Source organism: Brevibacillus brevis (genome assembly GCF_022026395.1).
Taxonomy (GTDB): Bacteria; Bacillota; Bacilli; order Brevibacillales; family Brevibacillaceae; genus Brevibacillus.
Genome location: NZ_CP041767.1, coordinates 1,165,299 through 1,187,213, shown reverse-complemented (window position 1 = coordinate 1,187,213; position 21,915 = coordinate 1,165,299). Strand labels below are relative to the sequence as shown.

Below are 21,915 nucleotides of genomic sequence, written 5' to 3'. Positions count from 1 at the left end.
GGTTCTCGTTCCCAATAACAGCAATTTTATGCCGCCTTCTCCTCACTCAATCGATCCGTAATCACCGCAATCGCACCATCACCCGTTACGTTACAAGCAGTACCGAAGCTATCCTGCGCGATGTACAAAGCAATCATCAGCGAAGTCAACGTAGTAGTAAATCCAAGCATGGACTCCATCAATCCGAGTGCTGCCATGACTGCACCACCCGGCACACCTGGTGCGGCGATCATCGTTACGCCCAGCATCAAGATGAACGGAAACATCACGCTAAAGGATGTCGTCATGTCATTTAGCATCATGACTGCCATGGAACAGCTGACAAGCGTAATCGTGCTTCCGGAAAGATGGATTGTCGCACAGAGTGGAACGACGAAATCTGCGATCTTTTCGCTCACACCGTTTTTCTTGGTCTGATTCAGTGTCACAGGAATAGTGGCCGCAGATGATTGCGTTCCAATCGCTGTGAAGTAAGCGGGGAGCATATTTTTTATCAGCGTAAATGGATTTTTGCGTCCCATCTGGGCTGCTATCATGTACTGCACGAACAGATAGAATAGATGCAAGGCGATAATCATGACGAAAACTTTCACGAAGACGGATAGAATGATGGTGACTTGTCCACCATAGGTCAGGTTGGAAAATACAGACAGAATATGTAAGGGAAGCAACGGGATAATGACGGAAGCAATCAGCTTCTCGACGATATCTCTCAAGTCTACCATCACATTTTGGAGGGCATTCCCTTTGATGACAGTCGCTCCAAGACCAAGGGTAAAGGCAAGCAATAATGCTGTCATCACACCTACAATCGGCGGCATGTCCACGGTAAAGAATGGCTTCACCAGTGCTTCCTCCGGGTTGGCATACTGATTCACCAGTCCACCTACCTCAAGAATGTGTGGAAAAATACTCGTACTGACCCAATAAGCAAGGGTTCCTGCAAGGATCGTTGACAGGTAAGCAACCCCTGTGGTTACCCCAAGCAAACGCCCTGCCCCTTTGCCCAGCTCACCGATGCCTGGCGCGATAAATCCAATGATAATCAACGGAATCGCAAATCCGAGGAAATTTCCAAACAGGCCACTAAATGTAGCCAATCCTTTCACAACCCAAATCGGCGATATAGAACCGATCCCGATCCCGAGGACAATGGCGATCAGGATTTTGGGTAGTAAACCTAGCTTTTTCATTAATAGTAAACCTCCGTTAATTTTTAATAAATAACGTCCGCGTGGAATGGACTTTGTCTCCTTTACGCGGACTAATGAATAACAAGGTAACACATCCGGGATGAGATTGTCATGAGTCATAAAAAAGTAATAATATTCAAATTAAAGAAAACCCCCAATGAGCATTACTTACTCACTTGGGGGAACAATATTATTTGGCGCAAAGCACGTAGCGAAATTCCTCTTCGATGTCTGCCAATACGCGTATGGCATTCGCTAGCTCTTGCTCATTCTTTTCCACGATCAGTGTGTGACAACGTCCAAATTGCTTCGCCTGCCTCTCTTTAATTGCCGCCAGCTCTGGCGCATGCTTCGAGAAAAACACAGCGAAATCCATGGCTCGCCTCGCCCCTAATTGGAAAGCAAAATAGGAGAGATGACCAATTTCTGCTGGGGAGAGGCCGCCCTCCTCTTCTATCCGTTTCACTACCCGCAGGATCGCTTCCCTTCCGTATAGGACCGAAGTGCTTGGTTTAGCCGATGCACTTTCCTGATAAATCCCTTGGAATAAACGAAGGGCGTTTGCAGCTTGTTCCTCCTCTGACGGACTGCCTACACGCTTTGGTGCTGTCCAGTAGTGATAAGAAAAGAGGCGATCGAAGATTTTTTCAGCTTTCCATGCCAAGACAAACTGGGACAATGGCAAGCTCACAAAAGGGAATCCTGCTGGATCATGCAGGTAGATTGCTTGCTCATCCATCCTGTATGCGAGAACAAAATGGTCAGCGCCCCCCAAATAAGCAGCATTGGGATTATACGTCAAATAGCCCATATCAAGTGGTCCGAGCAAAACGGGTCCATGTTCCACGTCACGCCGTAATTCTTCCAATGGTGGCTCTCCCTCAGTATCCGCTGACTTTTCCGTCCAGCTAAACCCTAGCAGCTCCAACGCATGACTGACACCACGGTCGGGAATCTCTTGTCCGAAATATATGACTTTCTGCTCCTCATGCCACATCGCCCCGATGCCTACGCCAGAGAGGACTTCAAGTACAGCAGGCGATACCTTCTCCCCAATTGTCTCCAAAAGCATAGCTGAAGAATTTGCGTAGCAGTATGGGCCACTTCCGATGTACGGTAACATGCTTTTCTCCCTCTTTCTCGTCAATGTATGACTTACCTATCATTGACTTCGGGGCGCATGTTTTTCTGACAACGCTTTGCAAAACGCTTCTCGTTCACGCGAAATATTTTTTAAAAAATTCCATCTTCTCACTCACGAAAGCATCATCCGAATCACTGCTACCCATGATATGAGGATCATGCATGCACAGCCCCGTTAGCCACAATTGGCGAATACCTGTCATGAGCGACACCGCAGCCTGATCGTTTTCAGATAAGGGACGAACCTCAATATATCCTTTTAGAAAAGCACTCCATAGCGCCTCGACCAGTTCGTCATCTTCTTCGATCAATATTCGGCTCAGCTTGAAAGCAGCCAGATCATACGCCCGCCAGCCATATCCGCACAGGTCGAAATCAAAGTGAGTATAAGTGTTGTCCTCACAAAAGTTCGTATTAAAATTCCCTTGAAGGTCTCCGTGGCAAATCCCCCAGTCGAGTCCGGCAAGGATATGCTCGTTCAGCTTGTCTTCCAGCTCCATCGCCAGCTTTTGGAGAAATTGAAAATCTTCCTTCCGATGCTGCAAACGTGTCTCGATAATGGCTAACGGGCGATGAATCAGCGCCTTGGCGTCCCAAACCTCGCGAGCTTGCTGTGTGAAAAAGCCTTCTGATTTGACATGCAGCTCGGCAACGGCTCTGCCGAATCGTTCGCTCAGTTCCTCGGTATCGATCTCCTGCTCCTTGCCACAGGCAAAAGTGAACAACACACCAAAGCGATTGCCCTCTGCTGCTTGCAGTCTCAAGACATGGTTTCCTGAACCGTCCGCAATTGGCACAGATACAGATACTCCTTGTCTTTTCAAATAGAGCAAGAGCTCCATCTCGAACGCGACAGCTGCTTCCTCTGTTCGCCAATCACTGCGATACAGCCTGAAAATTCGTTTTTGATCGATCGTCTGCACGAGGTACGTATCGTTCATGCCTCGAAGCATGTAGTGAACCGATTGTATTTGTTCGGTTGGATATGCTTCCTGAAGTACTTTCTGTAATGCATTTTCACAGATGGTTGAGTAGACGACGGGTAAATGCATAGTCATGCTGCTCCTTTTTGCTAAGTATTGGTAAGTTATTATGGAAGACGTGTGAATGGGGAAAAGGACACAGCAAGAAAAAAAGACCTGGAAGGGCTAAAGGCCGATCAAGGTCTGACACAGGTTACAACGATTTGTCCCCTTTCATGAATAAGCTGTTCAAGGGATTGGGCAACATAAAGTCAAAAAGCGTTATTTCCTCACTTTTCCCTTGATTTCTCGCAATTCCTCGAGGATCAAATCGTATTTGTCGCTGTATTTGTCCAGCAAGTCCTGCAAACGCCCCTCGCGTTCTCGATTTGCCTTCATAATATAAAACAACAACCAGACAAACAAAGCAGCAAATGGCCCTTGCTGAAGTAATACGGTTGTTACTTGGTCTTCCATGTTTGATCTCCCCTTTTGTCACTGTACAGAACGAGTGTTCCCGCATCGTCCTTATCAGTATTTTGTACAAAAGGCTTGTACATAATTCGTTGAAAACAAAATTTATATCCATACTTTTCTTTTTCCTTCTCATTTAGTACAATAAATTTGTACATCCTCACAGGAAGGACTGGCACGCTCATGCTATCTCAGCGCTTACGCACAGCTCGTAAGACAAAAGGTCTGACCCAGGAAGAGTTGGCAGAGCATGTCTGCACGACCAAGGGGACGATCAGTAACTACGAGAACAATCACAGCACACCACCGAATGACATGCTGCGGCAATTGGCTGATGTGCTGGACGTCACGACTGATTGGTTGTTGGGCCGCACAGATGAAGTCACAGCCTATATTCTCCCCGCATCAGGAGAGACAAATCAACGTTCGTTGGACGAGCTCTTGCAGGAAAAGATCGATGACCCGGACGACTACTATTTCCTAGACGGGTACCTAGACGCTTCAGAAGAGGAGAAAAAAGAAATTCGCCGCTACTGGTACGACTTGAAGAAACAGTGGAAAGTCCGTAGAGTACGCGAAGAAAGACCTCCGTCCTTGTTTGACATCACGGAAGACATCAAAAAAAAATAACCCCAGTGCGGGTTTTTCTTTTCAGCAAAAAACAGAACGTACGTTCCTTTCTTACCATTCATTTAGGAGGTCCTTGATGCTTCACTCCCTTTTGCAAGAAATCTGCGAACCGCAAACATGGCTCGAGAGTCGCGTGTACTTATTGCTTCAGCATCACGGCATCGATTCGCCTGAACAAATCGATCTGCATCTGCTGTGCGAGACGTACGGCATCGAGGTCCATCGTATTTGCGGCAGGAGTCGTGCACACGCGCATCCGTTTTCGCCAGGACGTTATATCATTGCGGTGGACGAGCGACTTGATCTGGCTACCCAGCGGGTAAAAATCGCGCACGAACTCGGACATTTGCTCCTTCATGAAGGCATTCAGCCCCAGAGCAGCGAATGGATGATTGACTGGCAAGAATCGCAGGCGAATCATTTTGCCGAGCATTTGCTGCTACCCATTTACATGATGAGCCCCCTTTTGGCCGATTGCTCGCGATACAACGCACCAGCTATGTTGGCTCAGCGCTTTCAGGTGCCGATGCCTCTTGCCCGTGCCCGTTTTGAGCGCATACTTAGCCGTATGTATGCCAAAGGTTTTCCCGTCTATGGGTAAATTACGACGCTATTTTATGCAGGAGGGATACCTGATGAAACGAGTCTTTATTGCCGGTGATGCATACACGACTCATTTTTTTGATCTCGCCTTGGACCAAGACGAGGAGCTGTCGCTGTTGCCCTCTTTGCAGGTAGCCAGCTATCACGTGGCCCGCTTTGCCCTCATCATGCGAGATGACGGTCTTAGTGGTCTCGGTATTTTTCCTGGAGACGCCCTATTGATCTCAGACTTTTCGATGGAGCCCGTAAAAGACAGACCTGTGTTGATCCGACAAGAGGGGCAGTTCCTTGTGCGCATCGCAGCAGACGTCAATCCATTGGAATGTTTGTTTACAACCACACGCGAGCAAGATACGCCTATGCTGCTCCCCTCGGAAAACATTCGCATTACAGGTGTTGTATCCGGTATTATTCCACGTTCATCATCATGACATCATTAAGCAGCCAATCCTTGATTGCTGCCACCGTTTGCTGCCACTGCTCCTGAGGAGTAATGGCAGCGGGCTTGTCGCCCTCCTGCGATCCATAGCTTCCGAACTGGGAGTGGTTTCCCCCTTCTATGGACATGTACACCGTACGCTCCGGCAAATATTGCTTGCTCTCCAAAAACTTTTCCATATTAATCACTCCATCGCGAGATCCGAGTAAAGACAGCACCGGCAAATTCACCTTCTTCAAGTTCCCCTGACTGTTCGGATACGCTCCCAGTAAAAACACACCGTTGATTCGGTCCGGATGGTTAGCTGCGAATTCAGCCGCCATGGTACCACCGAGCGAATGTCCACCGATGACAAACGTTTTATTTGGGTAGGCCTTCAATACTTGTGTGGCTCGCGTCATATCGCTTACGGCCAAATTCAGCGGCATTCGCGCGAGAAAAACATGGTAGCCGTAGCCTGCCAAGGCACGGGCAATCGGAGCATAGCTCTCCGGTTTGACCAGTGCTCCCGGATATAAGATGAGTCCCGGTTCGCGTGATTCCCCGCCTTGGAAGATAATCCAGTCATTCGTATCCATGACCGTAATCCCTTCACCGCCTTGCATGGCCGTTAACGCTGCCTGATCGGGCTGATATGGCTGCAAATACCATATAGCCAGACAAATCGCCCCTAGTGTCACCAATACCAGTGCCTGTAACCATTTTTTGCGTGTTTGACTCATCCTACCCACCTCATTTCCGTTCCCACGTATGATGCTACTTATTATGTCTCAAACACTCTGCACATGTGCATAACTTGTGAATCTCGACATTTTCGTGGTGTTGACGAACTAATCCTTTCATAGTAGTATTCAAACATACTACTTAATTTCTCGTGCAGCATATCGAGACTGAGACTGATTTTGGTCCTGAACTTGCTGAAAAGTATGGAAACTATTATGGAAACTACTCGATTTTTACCAAAAAGAGAAGGGATGAGAATTGTTATGAATCTACAAGATGTGCAATTTTGCGAAAAACTGGTAAGAAGTGTTGGAAAGGAGCTGCTAGTGGAATTTGAAAAAGGCGCGCCCTGCCACAGCAAGGAAGCAATGGCTAAACGCTTTGAAGAGGTAAATGCCGTGGTTGAAGCTCGATTGAAGCAATCATTATCCGAGCGTTTTCCCACCTATGAATTCTCTGACGCGGAATTCGATCTGGCTGCACAGGAACAGCCTGAATTCGCAAGTCCTTACTGGGTGATGGATGCAATCGATGGAGCAGTTCATTTTCTGCAAAATATGCCGATGTGGGCTACTTCCCTCTGCCTGATTGACGGAGGACGCACGGTTGTTTCTTTTGTCTATGATCCATGCCGTGATGAACTGTTTACAGCAATTGACGGGGGTGGAGCTTTTCTAAACGGACAAAAAATCAGTACCTCAGCCAAATCGCAGCTGAGTGAGTGCATTTTAGGTACACTCTTTGCTTCCTCCGAGCCAATGAACCACTTGGTCGGTAAGTATACAGCAAATTCCTTGACAAGAGTCATGCCAGAGGCTTTTGCCATCCGCATGCAAGGCGCAGTATCACTCCATCTGGCCTATGTGGCATGCGGGCGACTCGACGGTTACTGGGAATATGGTGAAGGGGTGTATGATTGGCTGGCTGGTGCACTTTTGGTTCAGGAAGCCGGAGGCAAAATTACGGATACACAAGGAAACGATTTTTGCTGGAAAAGCTCAGGCATCGTAGCAGCAGGTTCGTCCATCTACCCTAAGCTGGTCCAATTGACCCCAGCTTCATAAATGAACAGATAAAAAGGGTGAGCTTTAGCGCTTCACCCTTTTTCCTTTTTCCGTTCACGAAAACGGCGGACCTTCATCAAGTTTCCGCACATTTTGTCATCACACCAGCGGCGCACCCGGTTGCGGCTTTCATCATAAAACACCCAGCGGCAATCCTCGTTGTCACATATTTTGATTCGCTCAAGATGCTGTGGGGCAAGCAACTCCGCGAAAGAAGCAGCAATTTGTGCCATCACGAGCGGCCAGCCCTCTGTTGAGCTAGATTGCTTTTGCCTGTAGCCGCCCTCCTCCTCTACAAACAACACCTGCCTATGAAATGGGGCGAGGGCCAATACTTTGTTCAATTCCACAAGATCCTCCTCTTGGAATCGGTCCCCATGCACAACGGTTTCCAGCATACGTCTCAAACGTTCGCGCAACTGCAAAAGAGACGCGGCATACTCCTCATCCATAGGTAGCGGAGCGGTTAGCTTGTATGTTTGCAAAAAGGATGACAGCCATTCCTGGTTCTCCAGACGATTTTCCCAACGACCAGAACCGCGCCAATCCCTCCAATCACTATTTAAAAAATCGATACAAAGCCAGTCCATGGCATCATCTCTCCTGACGAAACCCTTCATTTTTCTCTCTTGTATGACCATACAGGATATGGTAATCTCTATTTGTAACCACCGTAATTAAATTAACTGGTTACACACTCATTTCTTACTGTTATTATAGCGTTTCATCAATCTTTTTCACAGACGAGGAGGAAGCGTATGAATCGGAAGGAATTGCTTTTGCACGGATGGGAATGTGCGTATGACAAGGAAGACTGGTATCCCCCCTTAAAAGAAGTGCTTTCCGGAGTATCAGCAGCGGAGGCTAGCTGGCGCCCTGTAGGAGAAGCAGCTAACACAATCTGGGAAAACGTCAGTCATCTTCTGTATTACAAAGAACGTCTGTTGCATCGTCTTTTGGATACCGAATTTCATGGCTCTGCCGAGACGAACGATGATACCTTCACCCCATCCGGCGGTCCTGATGACGAAGACGCTTGGCTAGCTACCCTTTTGCGAATGGAAAGCGTCCATCGCAACATTCATGAACAGCTTTCCTTGCTGACGGATGAAGAGTTAAACCAGAAGGCTACCTATACACCGATTTACCAAAACGTCATGAGTCTTGTCTTGCATGATGCGTTTCATACGGGACAAATTGTCCAAATTCGCAAGCTGCAAGGCTCTTGGCCTGCCAGACGCTCATTTGAATAACAAAATTTCACATTGATTAATCCCGAACAATCCTTTATATTTGATGAATCACATAATTTCATACATGTTATCCTCATCTTTCACGGTGAGGATAGAGGTCGCGGCTTTTATATCATCCTGTACGAGATTCAGAGAAAATCAATGACTCCAGGTAAGGAAAATCCGCCGAAACTCATATCGCGTCTCTGTGCGATTGGGTTGGGGCTGTACTCGAAAGGGGCAGAACTGTCACGTTTGCATGCCAAGCAAACGTGGTGAGCTATCTTCAGTGAAGGCTTGGTGGGGATTGGATGATACCGCCCTATGCCATTTTTTGGCTATGGCGGTTTTTTAATTTCCGACCTTCCTTCTCAAAAATCAAGAAAGGTCGTGCAAGCAGCTTATGTCACAAAATCAATTGCAACGTGGTTTAAAAGCCCGACACCTGACGATGATCGCCATTGGCGGGTCGATTGGGACGGGATTGTTTCTCGCGAGCGGAGGCTCGATTCATTCCGCCGGGCCAGGTGGAGCGTTAGTCGCCTATCTCGCCATTAGTATCATGGTTTACTTTTTAATGACTAGCTTGGGGGAAATGGCCGCCTTCATGCCTGTTTCCGGTTCATTTTCGACGTATGCCACACGGTTCGTCGATCCATCTCTCGGCTTTGCTCTCGGTTGGAACTACTGGTACAACTGGGCCATTACCATTGCCGTCGAGCTGTCAGCTTCCGCACTTATTATGAAATATTGGTTCCCGGATACCCCAGCGATAGTGTGGAGCGCTTTGTTCCTCGGATTGCTGTTCGCCTTGAATCTCCTGTCTGTGAAAGCCTATGGAGAATCTGAATATTGGTTCGCCTTGATTAAAGTAATAACGGTTATCATCTTTATTATTGTCGGTGTGTTGATGATTTTTGGCATTATGGGCGGTCAAGCAGTTGGCTTCCAAAACTTCACCAAAGGCGACGCGCCATTCAATGGCGGCTTCATGGCCCTGCTCGGTGTCTTTATGATTGCCGGATTCTCTTTCCAAGGGACGGAGCTGGTTGGTGTCGCAGCTGGAGAGAGCGAAGACCCTGCCCGCAACATTCCCAAGGCCATCCGTCAAATTTTTTGGCGCATCCTGCTCTTCTACATCCTCGCTATTTTGATCATCGGGTTGTTGGTTCCATACGATAATCCAAATCTGATCAGTGGCGACCTGACGGATATTGCGATCAGTCCGTTTACGATTGTATTTGAAAATGCCGGATTTGCTTTTGCAGCATCCGTCATGAATGCCGTTATTCTCACGTCTGTATTGTCTGCTGGTAACTCTGGCATGTACGCATCTACACGCATGCTGTGGAACTTGGCGAAGGAAGGAAAAGCACCAAAATGGTTCGCAAAAGTAACAAGTAATGGCGTACCTATCAATGCCTTGATCTTGACTGCGCTCATCGGCGCCCTTGCTTTTCTGTCCTCTCTGTTTGGGGAAGGCGAAGTGTACGTATGGCTTTTGAATGCGTCTGGTATGTCAGGCTTCATCGCTTGGCTGGGAATTGCCATTAGTCACTACCGTTTCCGCAAAGCGTTTATCGCTCAGGGCCGTGACTTAAGCGAATTGCCTTATCGGGCAAAGTGGTTCCCGTTTGGACCGATTTTTGCCTTCATCATTTGCTGTATCGTTATTTTGGGGCAAAATTACTCCGCATTCTTGGGTGGAACGATCGACTGGTATGGCGTCGCGGTCTCTTACATTGGTTTGCCTCTGTTCTTAATCATTTGGCTCGCTTATAAAGTCACGCAAAAGACAAAGCTCGTCCCTCTTGAACAAGTTGACTTCAGCATGGATGAACACACGAAATAATCGAAGAAAAAATACGGACTTCCGTTATCTGAACGGGAGTCCTTTTTCATGCTAAACAGTATATTAATAATTGCCCGAAAAGAGCCGATAGTATAGAAAAGAAGCAATAGAGATCCGTTTCCTTCCGTTCTCGCAACTCATACTAGTCATCTGATAAAAGGTAACCATGATCTCCTGCCTTCACGACTGAACATGAATCCATGTGAGGAGAGTAGAACATGCACATCCAATCGAATAACCGCTACCTACCCCCCCAGCTATCCACTAACCAACTTGCACCCCAAATGGTGACAGGAACTCGTTTAGAATTGCCCAGATTGCCCGAGTACGATACAGTAGATCTTCGTTCTCACAAAGCACGCGAGCTCCCTGCTGATGCCATCGAACATCACAGCGTCCAATTTTTCTTTAGCACAGAGATTAACGAGCGCTTGGATAAAATTTTCGCAGATAAACCACCTGAAGCTCGTAAGGCCTTTGATCAGATCCTCGAACGTAATTTTTTCAACTCCCAATCCACCTACACGGATGAAGAAAGAGCTGCTTTGGTAGAGGTCGGATTAACCCAAGGCAAATATTTGGCAGACCAATACATGGCTGATGAAAAAAATGCTGCTGAATTTTTGGATACCCTCCATCTGCTCGCTAGCGTTGCCAAAACACGAAAAGTTGACCCTGCGACTGGCAGTGTCAGCTACGTAGAGCTTCCGCAAAAACCACATGGGGCGCCGGACGACTATGTCAATCCGTCCAAACTGATGGAACGATATGACCCGGAAGCCTACAAAAAAATGCAAGCGGCTACCACCAATCAAACAGAGAAAGTAAGCATGCTGATTCAATTCGTCAAAAAGCTGCAACATCGTCCAGACTGGATCGCACAATACCGGAACGAACAAGCTACACTTCTCTCTGATTTAAAAAATACTATAATCACTAACCGTTTTGAGAATGTAAATACAAAGGACACCACGGAATTTGTTCGTCAAATGAATACGCTCGCTGAAAATGCTTCCTTTTCTTCCTTTACACCATTGCTTCAAACGAATCTTGCCTCTTTTATGAAGATCCTGTCCAAGAAAACGAGTTAACTGCACAAAGATGATCTACAGCCTCTGCCCGAGCTTCTCTGGGACTGGGGCTGTTTTTTTGTGTGCCGTTTCCTTTTCCATTTAAGGAAATTGACAGGCAGATGGTGGACATACTAACCCGTAAAGGAGGAGACGAACATGGATGACAATCGCGAAAACGACCTGCCTGATTTCAAACAACTGGATGACAGACTGATCGCTCAACCTCCAACTAGTCCAATCCTCGCAATCCGTACCAATCTGGACAAGGAACCAAATGACATCGACAATCCGTATGTGCAACAAGACTCTACACCCACTGGACAAAATAAGGGGGAAGCAAATGACTGATCGTATCTCAAAAGAAAAGCCTGACATGGGTTATAACGGAAGCAATATGCATGGTTATTCCCTTACACCAAAGGAAGGGACATTGAACCAAACTGCCAAGTCGGCTGCGGAAAACAAAGAAAACAGGGACAAAGAATAGTTCTTTTCCCATTAGAAAAGCAAGTCCCCTTCTGGGAAACAGGCAGATGCTCCTTTTGCCTTTTCCGGAAGGGGATTCCTTTTGATTTCGACCAAGAACATAGTGAAAAACATTTTTTTATTGACGAAATTCAGTTGGAAATATATACTTTTCATGGATTTGATAATGAGAATCGTTATCAAATTCTTTTATATATGATCAGGAGGTTGCCCCATGAAATCCAGGCTCTTCAAACACATTTACAGCACAACATTAGTCACTTCTCTCCTCACAGGTGGCGCCCATTTGGCTCTGGCTGCTCCACTTGTGGCCACTGCTGAACTGACGGATGTTTCCCCTTTGTCGCTAGATTTCGCAGTCGAACAGGCAATAAAGAACAGCGTCGATCTGGAGCTGCTTCGGCTTGAATTAGATATTACGAAGTACGAAACCTCCATTACACTGAGAGAAAAAGAAGAAATCAAAAAAGCTGACATCATGACTCTGGCTGATGCCAAAAAGAAATTCGAAGACGCTGCCAAAGCGGTCAAAGAAGTGGTTGTCGATGAAGTCGCCCTGAATACGCAAAAAAACACCGTTCAATTGCAAGTGCAAAAAGCATTCTTCGAAGTCCAATCATTAGACGCCAAAATCAAAGCGCAAAAGAAAAGCTTGCAAAGACAGTACTGGTTGGACTCCCAAGAAACAGAAGCTCACAAAAATCTCGCTGCCCTTGAAGCCAGCTACAAACAAACATTGGCCAAGCTCAACGATTTATTGAACGAAAAAGCAGACAGACAATGGAAAATGATCTCCACTGATCTGACTCAGGACGAGCTGCTTTCCCTGGAGCAATGGCAAGCAAAAGCTTTTGAAAAACGTCCTGAGATGATCAAGGCACAAGCAGAAATAGACTTTGCCCAAGTAAGAATTGATTACACGGCAGAGTATTCCGCTCTCAGCACACATAAAGGTACAATCGCAAAAAATGAGCACAAAAAAGCAGAACTGCAAAAACAAAAAACACAGAAGAAAATCGGTCAAGAGGTAAGTGACAACTATACGAAGCTACTCGCAGCGAAAAAGGCATTAGAGGAAAGTACAACAAAGAAAGAAACCGCATTGGAGCGCTATCAGGCAACAATCGATCAATATAGATTAGGGAAAGCATCGATGAAAGAATTGATGGAAGACGAAGCAAACCTGTTTGACTCTGAAACAAAAGCAATCGAATCGGTTTATCAATACAATCTCGCTGCTGCCACCTTGAATCAGTCAACTGGCTATTAATATTTCGTATCACGAAAGACCTCATTTATTCATTTAAAATAAAGAAGGCTTCATCCCACAGGGTGAAGCCTTTACTCATTTAACAGCCTCTCAAAAACTCTCGGCATCACTAAACGACCACCGTCTGCACCAAAATCCTCTATGAACCACCAAGCTGACAGCACACTGTGGCAATACGCCCATGCTAACACACTCTCTTTTTGCAAGGACAGCGCCTTCGTCAGCCCATCGACCCGCTGTTTCATTACCTCTTCTAGCCCATCCTCTGGCAAATGGTTCAGCAAAAACGGAATCACCTCGTATTCCGTCTCCCCAATCAGTCCTTTCGGATCAATTGCCAACCACGGCTCTCTTTCTGCACGCAAAATATTTTCATGATGAAGATCACCATGCAGCAAGCACGGTTCTTTTTGTGTGGGGAGAAGCTTTTTGTACCATTGCATGGCCTGCTCCACCATTTGCTCAGGAATCAGTCCTGTCCCCCCTTGGAAATGGGGGCGAATCTGTTCCAGTCCCACAGCCCAGTCTGCTATCGTCGGGAATCTCGACGCAAGCTTGCCAACCCTCGAAATGGGTGTATGCATTCTTTTGATTACGTCCGCCAAGCATTGAATTCGCTCGTCTTCGCTACTCAGCTTGTCCAGTGTCTCGCCTGGCATGATGCGCTCCAAAAGCATCATCCCTTTTTCCTCGTCAGCATCGAGAAGCTGCACCATTCCCCGCCCTGCAAAACCCCGAATCGCTGCCAGCTCTCTTTGCCATTCCACGCCAGGCACTCCCAGCTTCAGTACTGCGTTTGTTCCATCCTTCAACACAACTGGTGCGACAAAGTTATAGGAGAGTGGAAATGGCGCAAGCACCTTTAGAGACCACCGTGCTTCGCAATCGGCAAGTAGTTCATCAAAGGAATCCAGCCAGAGACGCCCCGCTTCTTTATGTACCCCCATAATTGTTTCGGTAAATTGGGTTGGCAGTGAAATCATTAGGAATCTCCTCCTCGAACTACTTGCAGAACATCCTCTTGCATTAGCTTTCAAGGTGTTCCCTTACCACAGCTGCGTAAGAAGAAGCGCATTTCCAGTCAAGCGCCTCTGGAGCCCATCCCAGCTTCGGAAAAAATGGCGGGGAATTTCAGCTTCACTTATGGAATACTTCACCGAGACTTCTACGTTTGAAGCGCTCCCGCCATTTTTTCCGAAGCGGCCAGTGAATCCCCCCTTGCGGGGCGTAGGCCGAAGCGTAGACTGGAAATGGGCTTCTTCCCCCACCACAGCCACTCGTAAAAAAAGGAGCAGCTTGAAAGCCGCCCCCCCTTTATTTCCCGGAAAATGTTAGGACAGTCGTCCCATCAAGCGCTCCATACGTTCCAGCGCCTTCTTCAACTGCTCCATCGATGTCGCATAAGAGCAACGGATATGTCCCTTTCCGCTTTCGCCGAACACATCTCCAGGTACAACAGCTACCTTTTCCTCCATCAGCAGCTTCTCCGCAAACTCAGAAGAGCTGAGACCTGTAGAAACAACAGACGGAAATGCGTAGAATGCTCCATCCGGTTCATGGCAAGTCAATCCGATATGACGGAATCCATCTACTACATAATTGCGGCGCTGACGGTAGCTCTCAATCATTCGTTCCATATCCGACCGTCCATGACGCAGAGCTTCCAATGCAGCCATCTGAGCCATTGTCGGAGCACACAGCATGGTGTACTGATGGATTTTCAGCATGCCTGCGAGCAAATCAGGTGACGCGCAGACATATCCCAAACGCCAGCCGGTCATCGCGAATGCTTTGGAAAAACCGGAGATCAGGATCGTCCGATCTTTCATCCCTGGCAGAGCTGCGATACTATCGTGCATACGACCGTAGGTAAGCTCGGCATAAATCTCATCGGAGATCACCATGAGGTCGTGCTTTTCGATGATCGGCAAAAGTGTTTTCCACTCTTCAGCCGTCATAGTCCCCCCGGTCGGGTTATTTGGATAGCAGAAAATAATTGCTTTTGTACGTGCGGTAATGTGCGTCTCCAGCTCTTGCGGTGTCAGTTTAAACTGGTTTTCCATCGTCGTTTTCAGGAAAACCGGCACACCACCAGCCAAGCGAATAACTGGTTCATAGGAGACATAGCAAGGCTCCACGACCAATACTTCATCACCCGGATCGAGAATGGCACGCAGTGCGATATCAATCGCTTCGCTGGCACCGACCGTCACGAGAATTTCTGTCTCTGGATGATAGCTGACAGAAAAACGTTCTTCCAAGTATTTCTGAATTTCCACACGCAATGGCAGCATACCTGCATTGGATGTATAAGCTGTATGCCCACGCTCCAGCGAAGAAATCGAAGCTTCTCTCATGCGCCAAGGAGTAACGAAATCAGGCTCCCCAACCCCTAAAGAAATGACTCCCTCCATCGATGCTGCCAAATCGAAAAAGCGGCGAATGCCCGATGGCTTCAACGATTGAACTGTACTGGATAAACGGTTTTTGACTTTGACTTGTGTACTCACGGCGTAACCACCATCCTGTGATCTTCGTCACGATCTTCCAGCTCAATGCCATCGTGCTTGTAACGTTTCAAAATAAAATGTGTAGCTGTTGAGACAACCGAATCAAGAGTGGACAGCTTTTGCGAAACAAAAGTAGCTACCTCTTTCATCGTTTTGCCTTCCAAAATAATCGACAAGTCATAGCTTGCACCAGACATCAAGTAAACAGCCTTCACTTCTGGGAAACGGCAAATTCGCTCCGCCACTTCATCAAAGCCGACGTCACGCTTCGGCGTCACTTTTACATCAATCATGGCGTTTACGTACGGATGATCGTCCACACGCTCCCAGTTCACCAGCGCTGGATATTTGACAATGACCTTTTCGGCTTCCAATGCTGCAATCGTCTGCTCAACGATCTCGGTTGGCTCTCCGATCATTTTTCCGATTTGCTCAGCGCTCATGCGACTGTCTTCTTCCAACAGGTGCAACAGCTCTCTTTGCTTCAAGCGATCCATGCCCCACCACTCCAGTTTTCTCTTTATTTTTGTACATAAGTGCGTGTTCAAGTAGTCGACTTTTTGAACAACGTCATAAAGCAAAAAGCCCCAGCAACCAGACTCATGATTTCCATGAATCCGGTTGCTGAGGCGAAGGTATCGCGGTACCACTCAGCTTTTTTGCCTCTCTCACAAAAGGCAAACTCGTGCTGTCTACGTAGACATGCGCCCCATAACGTGGGCCATCCGCTGCTTTCTACTTGGCATTTTCAAAAGCAGAGCTCCAAGGTGGCTTTCAAAAAGAGTTCGCGGCTGCCCTCTCAGCTAACAGGCAACTCTCTGGACGTCAAAATCCCTTTTTTACTTTCCTTTTCACGGCTGTGTTGGTTGTTTTATTGAATGTCTCAGATTATAAATGACGTTTTCTCTCATTGTCAACCAACAACTTCTGTCTTCTGAACCTCTTTCAAACCGTTAGGCAACCAGACGCGAAACACCGTCCCTACTCCCAAGCTGCTTTGGACGTCAATTTTACCCCGATGATTTTCTACAATGGATTGGGTGATCGACAGCCCCAGTCCAGCACCTCCGCTTTTGCGTGCGCGAGAGGATTCAATTCGGTAGAAACGGTCGAATACATGCAGGACATGCTCCGGTGCGATTCCGGCCCCATTATCTCTGATCGTCAGTTCAATCCCATTGGCAATCTTGCTCAATGTAAGCTCGATTTCACCGTTCACAGGGTCAGTATGCTGCACCGCATTTTGAAACAGATTGAGAATAACTTGCTTCATTCCGTCACAGTCGAAAGCAACCGTAACATTCGGTTCTACGCGGAAATGAACGTTTCGGTCACCGGCCAGCACCATGAGCTGCGATTCCATACTGTGCACGACTGCGTCCAGCTCCCCCTCTTGCAGAAGGAAAGCCGGTTCCCGATCCATCCGAGCCAGGTACAGCAAATCGTTGACGAGTTTGTTCAGTCGCTCTGTCTCGCCGTGCATGCTTTTCAATGCTTTTTGCAAATGTTCGGGATTTGCCGCCGCACCGCGCAACAACACCTCCAAAAAGCCATGGATGGATGTCAACGGTGTTCGCAACTCGTGCGAAGCGTCCGCTACAAAGCGCCTCATCCGCTCCCCTGCTTCCTGCTCAGTTTTAAAGGAGGTTTCCAACCGCTCCAGCATTCCGTTAAAGACCGCCGATAATTGATCAATCTCCATTTGGCCTTGATCCATCGGCAGTCGCTCATCCAAGTTACCCGCATTAATCCGCTCAATTGTAACCTCAATACGCGAAAGTGGGTTCAGCGTACGGCGGAGCACAGGCACATACGTTAACAAACCGATAAGCAAGGCGAGTGCAGATGCAGAAAAGAAAATGATCAACTGTGGAAACAGCACTTCTCGCATCGGGCCGACAGGGGTGCTCAGCTGTACAATTCCTTGCAGCTGATCAGGAGAACGAATGGGTGCCAGTACGACCAAATAATCCGTACCAGTACTGCCTTCCAAAATTTTGTATTTAAAAGTACATACGCCACTAGCCAAGATCTCGCGGTATAGACTCTCCGGAAAGCGTGGGGAATACCCTTCGCTCGGATTCGCAAACAGCTCCGTCACGTTCGCGTCGTTGTCAATAAAGGCATACTTGATATCGGGTGTGCGTAAGGAGAGCAACGCGCTGACATACTGATCGTATTTCGGCAGTGTTTCCGTCTCCTCCAAGACTTGATAAGGAACAGTGACAGCCAGATTTAACAAGCTTTCCGCTTTGCTGCGATACAAGAACTGCTCCATCAATAAGTATTGAATCATGCCGATTAGAAGTAGCAACCCGGATAAGATAAATAACGAACGAGACAACAGTTGATAACGCAAAGAGTTCGGTTCTAGGAAAGGAGCCCATTGATTGTTTCGATTCATCTTCATACAAAATCAACCCGATAGCCCGCACCGCGCAATGTGCGAATAATCCGATGCTGACGATCATTCAATTTATCACGCAGGGAGCGAATATACACCTCGACAATGTTCTCCTCCCCACCGAAATCATAGCCCCACACGTTATCCAAAATCATTGGTTTACTCAGCACCAAGCCGTGATTCGTCACCAAATATTTCAGCAACGAGTATTCCGTTGGCGATAGCTCCAGAAGCGTGTCCTCATAGGTAATTTCCTTTCGCCTGTCATCGATCTGGAATGGGCCGAGGTGTACCTTGGAGAGCAGATGTGGGTAATGATTGCGAATGCGCGCCTGGATACGGGCAAGCAGCTCTTCAAAGCTAAACGGCTTGATCATATAATCATCGGCACCGAGCGTCAGCCCTTTTACCCGATCCTCCACGTCTTCCCTGGCTGTCAGCATGATCGTTGCTACATTCTGAATCTTTTTCAGCATCCGGCATACCTCGAAGCCATCCATGCCAGGCATCATCACATCGAGAATGACGACATGCGGCTGATGCTCCTTTACCATGGTCACCGCAGTCATCCCATCTTGTGCCGTCATTACTTGGAAGCCTTCATTTTCAAGACCCATCTCCAAAAACTGCAGGATGGTCGGCTCATCATCGACAAGCAATATTTTAATGCCTTTATTTAGGCTCATTTCTTTCACCTCACCTCTATTTTACCTGAACAGGCCAAACGTAGCTGAATGTTTGCTGAATATGCCCTGAGTACGAGCTGAAAGCTTTTTGCAAAATAATAAACCAAAAAATGTAAATCCAATATATAAAACGTTGATAATTCTCTTACCATTGCGCTTTCAACAAACTTTCAGCCAGCTTTCAAGGCCCACTCAGCTTCCTCGCTCATAATGATCCTGCGAAGCCAAATACATACGACCAAGTCTGAACACTTCAAAAACATGGAGGTTATCCAAAAATGAAAAAAAATTCGGTTATCCTGACTGCCTCAGTTGCCACACTCGTGGTTGGTATCGGAGGTTACATGCTCTATGACTATTTTGTGGGAAACCATGTGGAGATCCAGCCTGCAGCTGCGGCAACCACAGCCTCATCTACCGCTTCCTCAACGCCTCTGACAGCAGATCAACTGAATAAAAAATGGACGATCAATGACCAGTCCAAAGTCTATTTCTCCGTAACCACGTCAAAAGAAACGGTTAACTTTGAAATGGACGGTATTACTGGCAGTTGGGATGTGAACCTCTCTGTACCCGACCAAATGAAAGCAACGGCTTCCGCTGACTTGAATAAGCTGAACTCCGGTAATGCAAAGCGCGACACCCATATCAAATCTCCTGATTACTTTGATACAGCCGTCCATCCAGCTGCTACCTTTGAAGCGAAATCCTTTGAAAACTGGCCATCCACATGGACAGAAGGACAAAAAGCTTCGTTCACCATCAATGGCGTCCTGACCGTAAAAGGAATTGCCAAAGACGTGAAAATTGATGCTGATGCGATTTATTCCCAAGGCAAGCTGCAATTGGAAGGAACATCTGTAGTTACGTTTGGTGACTTCGGTTTGACTAGCCCTCATACGATCGTGGCCAAAACGGAAGAAAACATTAACATTACATTGCGACTTGCGCTGGATGCTGTTTAATCCTTTTCGCGCGAGCTGCTTCGAGAGACGTCTGATACTCAAAGACGTCTTTTTTCACAGATTTTTACATTGTAATATTGACATTGTTAAAACGATACCATAATATAAAAGTATGAGAACAGACTCGAGCAAACGGAAAGGATGATTTTGTGAGTACGTCTCCCCTTCGAGCCAAACGTATCCACTTTCGGACCAAAAAGTACCGCTCGCCGGATGGACTTCCTACAGATATTTGCCTCTTTACGATCCTTTCCATCCCGCGCCAAACGAAAACCAAATCGCTCCCACTCAAGCAATTGGCCGTTCTTCTGATCAAGCGAAAAAGCGATACATTTGCAGAGCAATGGGCATTGCCTGGCGGTTTTTCCCATGAATCGGAGACACTGGATGAATGTGCCTATCGTGAGTTGAAAGAAGAGACGAATATTGACCGTGACGTACACATCGAACAGCTGAAGACCTACTACAAGCCGGGAAGAGACCCTCGTGGTTGGATCCCGAGTGTTGCCTATGTCTCCCTCGTTCATGAAGATTTATTGAAGCACGCACAGGCAAATGACGATGCATCAGACGCGCAGCTGTTTCCAATCGAGGAAGCTTTTGCCCTCAACCTTGCTTTTGATCATCGTGAAATTTTGACTGACGCCTTACAGCGCGTTCGGGAGCAAATGCTGCAAACGACAATCGCCAAAGCGTTTTTACCAGATGAGTTTACCTTGAGTGAACTGCTGCAAGTGATCGAGACCGTCGTTCCATCCTTTTCAGCAAAGGATCGCGGTAATTTTGAGCGGCGCCTGCTTGCGACAACCAGACGGCAAGGACTTCTCGAGCCAGTTCTATCTGCTGACGGACAGCCTGTCTACTCGACCGAGTTTTCGAATTCGCCAGCCAAGCTCTATCGCTTTACCGGCTTTACGCCAACTGCCATGATTTACTGATGAAATCCACATTCAGGAGGTTTATGCCATGAAAGCTTTGATTGTGATCGACTACACGAATGATTTTGTCGCGACAGATGGTGCATTGACTTGTGGAGAGCCTGGTCAGGCTATTGAGGGACGCATTGGAGAGTTAATCCGCGACTTCCTTGCAGAAGGCGACTTTGTCGTCATGGCAGTCGACGCTCATCGCGAGCAGGACCCGTACCATCCTGAGACTGGACTCTACCCACCACACAACATTATCGGTACGGCTGGCCGGAATTTGTATGGCAGCATTCAGGAGATTTACGAGGAATTCGAAGATACGATTCACTGGATGGATAAGACGCGCTACAGCGCTTTCCAAGGCACCGACCTTGCCCTATTGTTGCGCACAAGAGGTATTACCGAGATTCATCTGGTAGGTGTCTGCACAGACATTTGTGTGCTGCACACAGCAATTGAAGGCTTCTATAACGGCTTTTCTGTCGTCATCCACGAGGATGCTGTAGCGAGCTTTCTTCCCGAAGGTCACAAATGGGCTCTCGGTCATTTTCAAAACCAGCTTGGCATGACTGTTCAAAAGAAATAACAGGTTCATGACGATAGGAGGCAATTTTTATGCGAATCGGCATTTATGGCAGCAGCTTTGATCCCATCACGTACAGCCATTTGTTCACGGCTGCGACCGTCGCTCACCGAAGACGACTGGACAAAGTCATTTTCGTACCATGCTCTTCAAAGCGTCATGACAAAAAATTGCAGACAGAGGACGTCCATCGCTTGCATATGCTCAAACTGGCTTTGGCTGGCAGTACACACAAAACAAACAAAGATGGCGAACCTCTTTTCGAGATTTCAACAGTTGAAATGGATGCCTTGCCAGGTGAAACCTATACGTACGATACGATGATGCACATGAAAAGGAAGTACCCGAACGATGAGCTCTTTTTCATCATGGGATCGGATTTGTTAGAGGGACTCTCGAACTGGGGCAACGCTGAAAAGCTGGTCGCAGGCTTCAACTTCATCGTGATGTCGCGCGAAGGCTATCCGACCGCTGACCTGATTGCAGAGGACGCGCTGCTGCGCAATCATGACGAGCATTTCCTCATCATGAGCAAGGGCATCAACATGGGAATCAGCTCTACCTACATCCGAGACGAAATCCGCAAAGGTGGCGACCCCAGCTTCCTGTTGCCTGATGCTTGCCTTCAGTACATTTATGAAAATGGAATCTACAAAGAGCCTTACCTATAATCCCAAAAAGGAAAACAGCCGCAACT

At 47.4% G+C, this 21,915-nt stretch carries 25 protein-coding genes, 1 riboswitch and 1 other annotated feature; of the genes, 14 read left to right on the top strand and 11 right to left on the bottom strand.

Going from position 1 to position 21,915, the window contains the following annotated elements; all coding sequences use genetic code 11:
* Positions 1-26: 26 nt before the first annotated feature.
* The 4 genes from FO446_RS06110 to FO446_RS06095 form a co-directional block, all read right to left on the bottom strand.
* Entirely contained in the window at positions 27-1,193 is a 1,167-nt protein-coding gene (locus FO446_RS06110; RefSeq protein WP_221867459.1) for a dicarboxylate/amino acid:cation symporter, read from the bottom strand.
* A gap of 190 nt (positions 1,194-1,383) precedes the next feature.
* The gene (locus FO446_RS06105; protein ID WP_237900109.1) at positions 1,384-2,316 is read right to left on the bottom strand and encodes a hypothetical protein; all 933 of its coding nucleotides are present in this window, start codon (positions 2,314-2,316) and stop codon (positions 1,384-1,386) included.
* A 94-nt stretch (positions 2,317-2,410) separates the two neighbouring features.
* Positions 2,411-3,388 carry a homoserine kinase gene (locus tag FO446_RS06100; protein WP_237900107.1) on the bottom strand — a complete coding sequence of 326 codons (978 nt, stop codon included), beginning with the start codon at positions 3,386-3,388 and terminating at the stop codon, positions 2,411-2,413.
* 192 nt (positions 3,389-3,580) lie between these two features.
* Positions 3,581-3,775: a BhlA/UviB family holin-like peptide gene (locus FO446_RS06095; RefSeq protein WP_012684855.1), complete on the bottom strand. Its 195-nt coding sequence runs from the start codon at positions 3,773-3,775 to the stop codon at positions 3,581-3,583.
* Between the two features lie 180 nt (positions 3,776-3,955).
* Between FO446_RS06095 and FO446_RS06090 the strand changes: the two genes are divergently transcribed.
* The 3 genes from FO446_RS06090 (at position 3,956) to FO446_RS06080 (ending at position 5,436) form a co-directional block, all read left to right on the top strand.
* The gene (locus tag FO446_RS06090; protein ID WP_173609063.1) at positions 3,956-4,402 is read left to right on the top strand and encodes a helix-turn-helix domain-containing protein; all 447 of its coding nucleotides are present in this window, start codon (positions 3,956-3,958) and stop codon (positions 4,400-4,402) included.
* A 76-nt stretch (positions 4,403-4,478) separates the two neighbouring features.
* Complete coding sequence (locus FO446_RS06085) at positions 4,479-5,003, top strand: ImmA/IrrE family metallo-endopeptidase (RefSeq protein WP_173609064.1); 525 nt, start codon at positions 4,479-4,481, stop codon at positions 5,001-5,003.
* Between the two features lie 34 nt (positions 5,004-5,037).
* The gene (locus FO446_RS06080; protein WP_106841359.1) at positions 5,038-5,436 is read left to right on the top strand and encodes a hypothetical protein; all 399 of its coding nucleotides are present in this window, start codon (positions 5,038-5,040) and stop codon (positions 5,434-5,436) included.
* Here FO446_RS06080 and FO446_RS06075 read toward each other — a convergent pair.
* On the bottom strand, positions 5,414-6,166 hold the full coding sequence (locus FO446_RS06075; protein ID WP_173609065.1) for an alpha/beta fold hydrolase: 753 nt from the start codon (positions 6,164-6,166) through the stop codon (positions 5,414-5,416). The two genes, FO446_RS06080 and FO446_RS06075, sit on opposite strands and share 23 nt — an antisense overlap.
* A 264-nt stretch (positions 6,167-6,430) precedes the next feature.
* Between FO446_RS06075 and FO446_RS06070 the strand changes: the two genes are divergently transcribed.
* The gene (locus tag FO446_RS06070; protein WP_237900105.1) at positions 6,431-7,231 is read left to right on the top strand and encodes an inositol monophosphatase family protein; all 801 of its coding nucleotides are present in this window, start codon (positions 6,431-6,433) and stop codon (positions 7,229-7,231) included.
* 32 nt (positions 7,232-7,263) lie between these two features.
* Here the strand turns inward: FO446_RS06070 and FO446_RS06065 are convergent, their stop codons facing one another.
* A complete protein-coding gene (locus FO446_RS06065; RefSeq protein ID WP_173609067.1) occupies positions 7,264-7,821 on the bottom strand; it encodes a CGNR zinc finger domain-containing protein in 558 nt (185 codons plus the stop codon).
* Positions 7,822-7,989: 168 nt separating this feature from the next.
* Between FO446_RS06065 and FO446_RS06060 the strand changes: the two genes are divergently transcribed.
* The 6 genes from FO446_RS06060 (at position 7,990) to FO446_RS06035 (ending at position 13,144) form a co-directional block, all read left to right on the top strand.
* Positions 7,990-8,484 (top strand): DinB family protein, encoded by a 495-nt coding sequence (locus tag FO446_RS06060; RefSeq protein WP_237900103.1) that lies wholly within the window; start codon positions 7,990-7,992, stop codon positions 8,482-8,484.
* Positions 8,485-8,568: 84 nt separating this feature from the next.
* Positions 8,569-8,754: riboswitch (Lysine riboswitch) on the top strand.
* Positions 8,755-8,866: 112 nt separating this feature from the next.
* On the top strand, positions 8,867-10,315 hold the full coding sequence (locus FO446_RS06055; protein ID WP_237900102.1) for an amino acid permease: 1,449 nt from the start codon (positions 8,867-8,869) through the stop codon (positions 10,313-10,315).
* A 218-nt stretch (positions 10,316-10,533) separates the two neighbouring features.
* Entirely contained in the window at positions 10,534-11,406 is an 873-nt protein-coding gene (locus FO446_RS06050; RefSeq protein ID WP_237900101.1) for a hypothetical protein, read from the top strand.
* 138 nt (positions 11,407-11,544) lie between these two features.
* Positions 11,545-11,736, top strand: a complete 192-nt coding sequence (locus FO446_RS06045; RefSeq protein WP_173609071.1) for a hypothetical protein — start codon at positions 11,545-11,547, stop codon at positions 11,734-11,736.
* Positions 11,729-11,875 (top strand): hypothetical protein, encoded by a 147-nt coding sequence (locus tag FO446_RS06040; RefSeq protein WP_173609072.1) that lies wholly within the window; start codon positions 11,729-11,731, stop codon positions 11,873-11,875. Before FO446_RS06045 ends, FO446_RS06040 begins: the two co-directional genes overlap by 8 nt.
* Positions 11,876-12,088: 213 nt before the next feature.
* Positions 12,089-13,144, top strand: a complete 1,056-nt coding sequence (locus FO446_RS06035; protein ID WP_237900100.1) for a TolC family protein — start codon at positions 12,089-12,091, stop codon at positions 13,142-13,144.
* A 71-nt stretch (positions 13,145-13,215) separates the two neighbouring features.
* Here FO446_RS06035 and FO446_RS06030 read toward each other — a convergent pair whose 3' ends face one another.
* The 5 genes from FO446_RS06030 to FO446_RS06010 form a co-directional block, all read right to left on the bottom strand.
* Entirely contained in the window at positions 13,216-14,127 is a 912-nt protein-coding gene (locus FO446_RS06030; RefSeq protein ID WP_237900099.1) for an aminoglycoside phosphotransferase family protein, read from the bottom strand.
* Between the two features lie 348 nt (positions 14,128-14,475).
* Positions 14,476-15,654 carry an aminotransferase gene (locus FO446_RS06025; protein ID WP_173609075.1) on the bottom strand — a complete coding sequence of 393 codons (1,179 nt, stop codon included), beginning with the start codon at positions 15,652-15,654 and terminating at the stop codon, positions 14,476-14,478.
* Complete coding sequence (locus FO446_RS06020; RefSeq protein ID WP_237900098.1) at positions 15,651-16,151, bottom strand: Lrp/AsnC family transcriptional regulator; 501 nt, start codon at positions 16,149-16,151, stop codon at positions 15,651-15,653. The genes FO446_RS06025 and FO446_RS06020 overlap by 4 nt, the downstream gene beginning before the upstream one ends.
* A 125-nt stretch (positions 16,152-16,276) precedes the next feature.
* Positions 16,277-16,518 (bottom strand) — a binding site (T-box leader).
* 49 nt (positions 16,519-16,567) lie between these two features.
* Positions 16,568-18,064 carry a sensor histidine kinase gene (locus tag FO446_RS06015; protein ID WP_237900097.1) on the bottom strand — a complete coding sequence of 499 codons (1,497 nt, stop codon included), beginning with the start codon at positions 18,062-18,064 and terminating at the stop codon, positions 16,568-16,570.
* The gene (locus tag FO446_RS06010) at positions 18,061-18,744 is read right to left on the bottom strand and encodes a response regulator transcription factor (RefSeq protein WP_221867450.1); all 684 of its coding nucleotides are present in this window, start codon (positions 18,742-18,744) and stop codon (positions 18,061-18,063) included. The genes FO446_RS06015 and FO446_RS06010 overlap by 4 nt, the downstream gene beginning before the upstream one ends.
* 278 nt (positions 18,745-19,022) lie before the next feature.
* Here FO446_RS06010 and FO446_RS06005 point away from each other — a divergent pair, with 278 nt between their 5' ends.
* The 4 genes from FO446_RS06005 (at position 19,023) to nadD (ending at position 21,889) form a co-directional block, all read left to right on the top strand.
* Entirely contained in the window at positions 19,023-19,709 is a 687-nt protein-coding gene (locus tag FO446_RS06005) for a YceI family protein (RefSeq protein WP_221867449.1), read from the top strand.
* Positions 19,710-19,858: 149 nt separating this feature from the next.
* Positions 19,859-20,647, top strand: a complete 789-nt coding sequence (locus FO446_RS06000) for an NUDIX hydrolase (protein ID WP_173609080.1) — start codon at positions 19,859-19,861, stop codon at positions 20,645-20,647.
* Between the two features lie 28 nt (positions 20,648-20,675).
* Complete coding sequence (locus FO446_RS05995) at positions 20,676-21,221, top strand: cysteine hydrolase family protein (RefSeq protein ID WP_173609081.1); 546 nt, start codon at positions 20,676-20,678, stop codon at positions 21,219-21,221.
* 29 nt (positions 21,222-21,250) lie between these two features.
* Entirely contained in the window at positions 21,251-21,889 is a 639-nt protein-coding gene (gene nadD, locus FO446_RS05990) for a nicotinate-nucleotide adenylyltransferase (protein WP_173609082.1), read from the top strand.
* Positions 21,890-21,915: the final 26 nt, after the last annotated feature.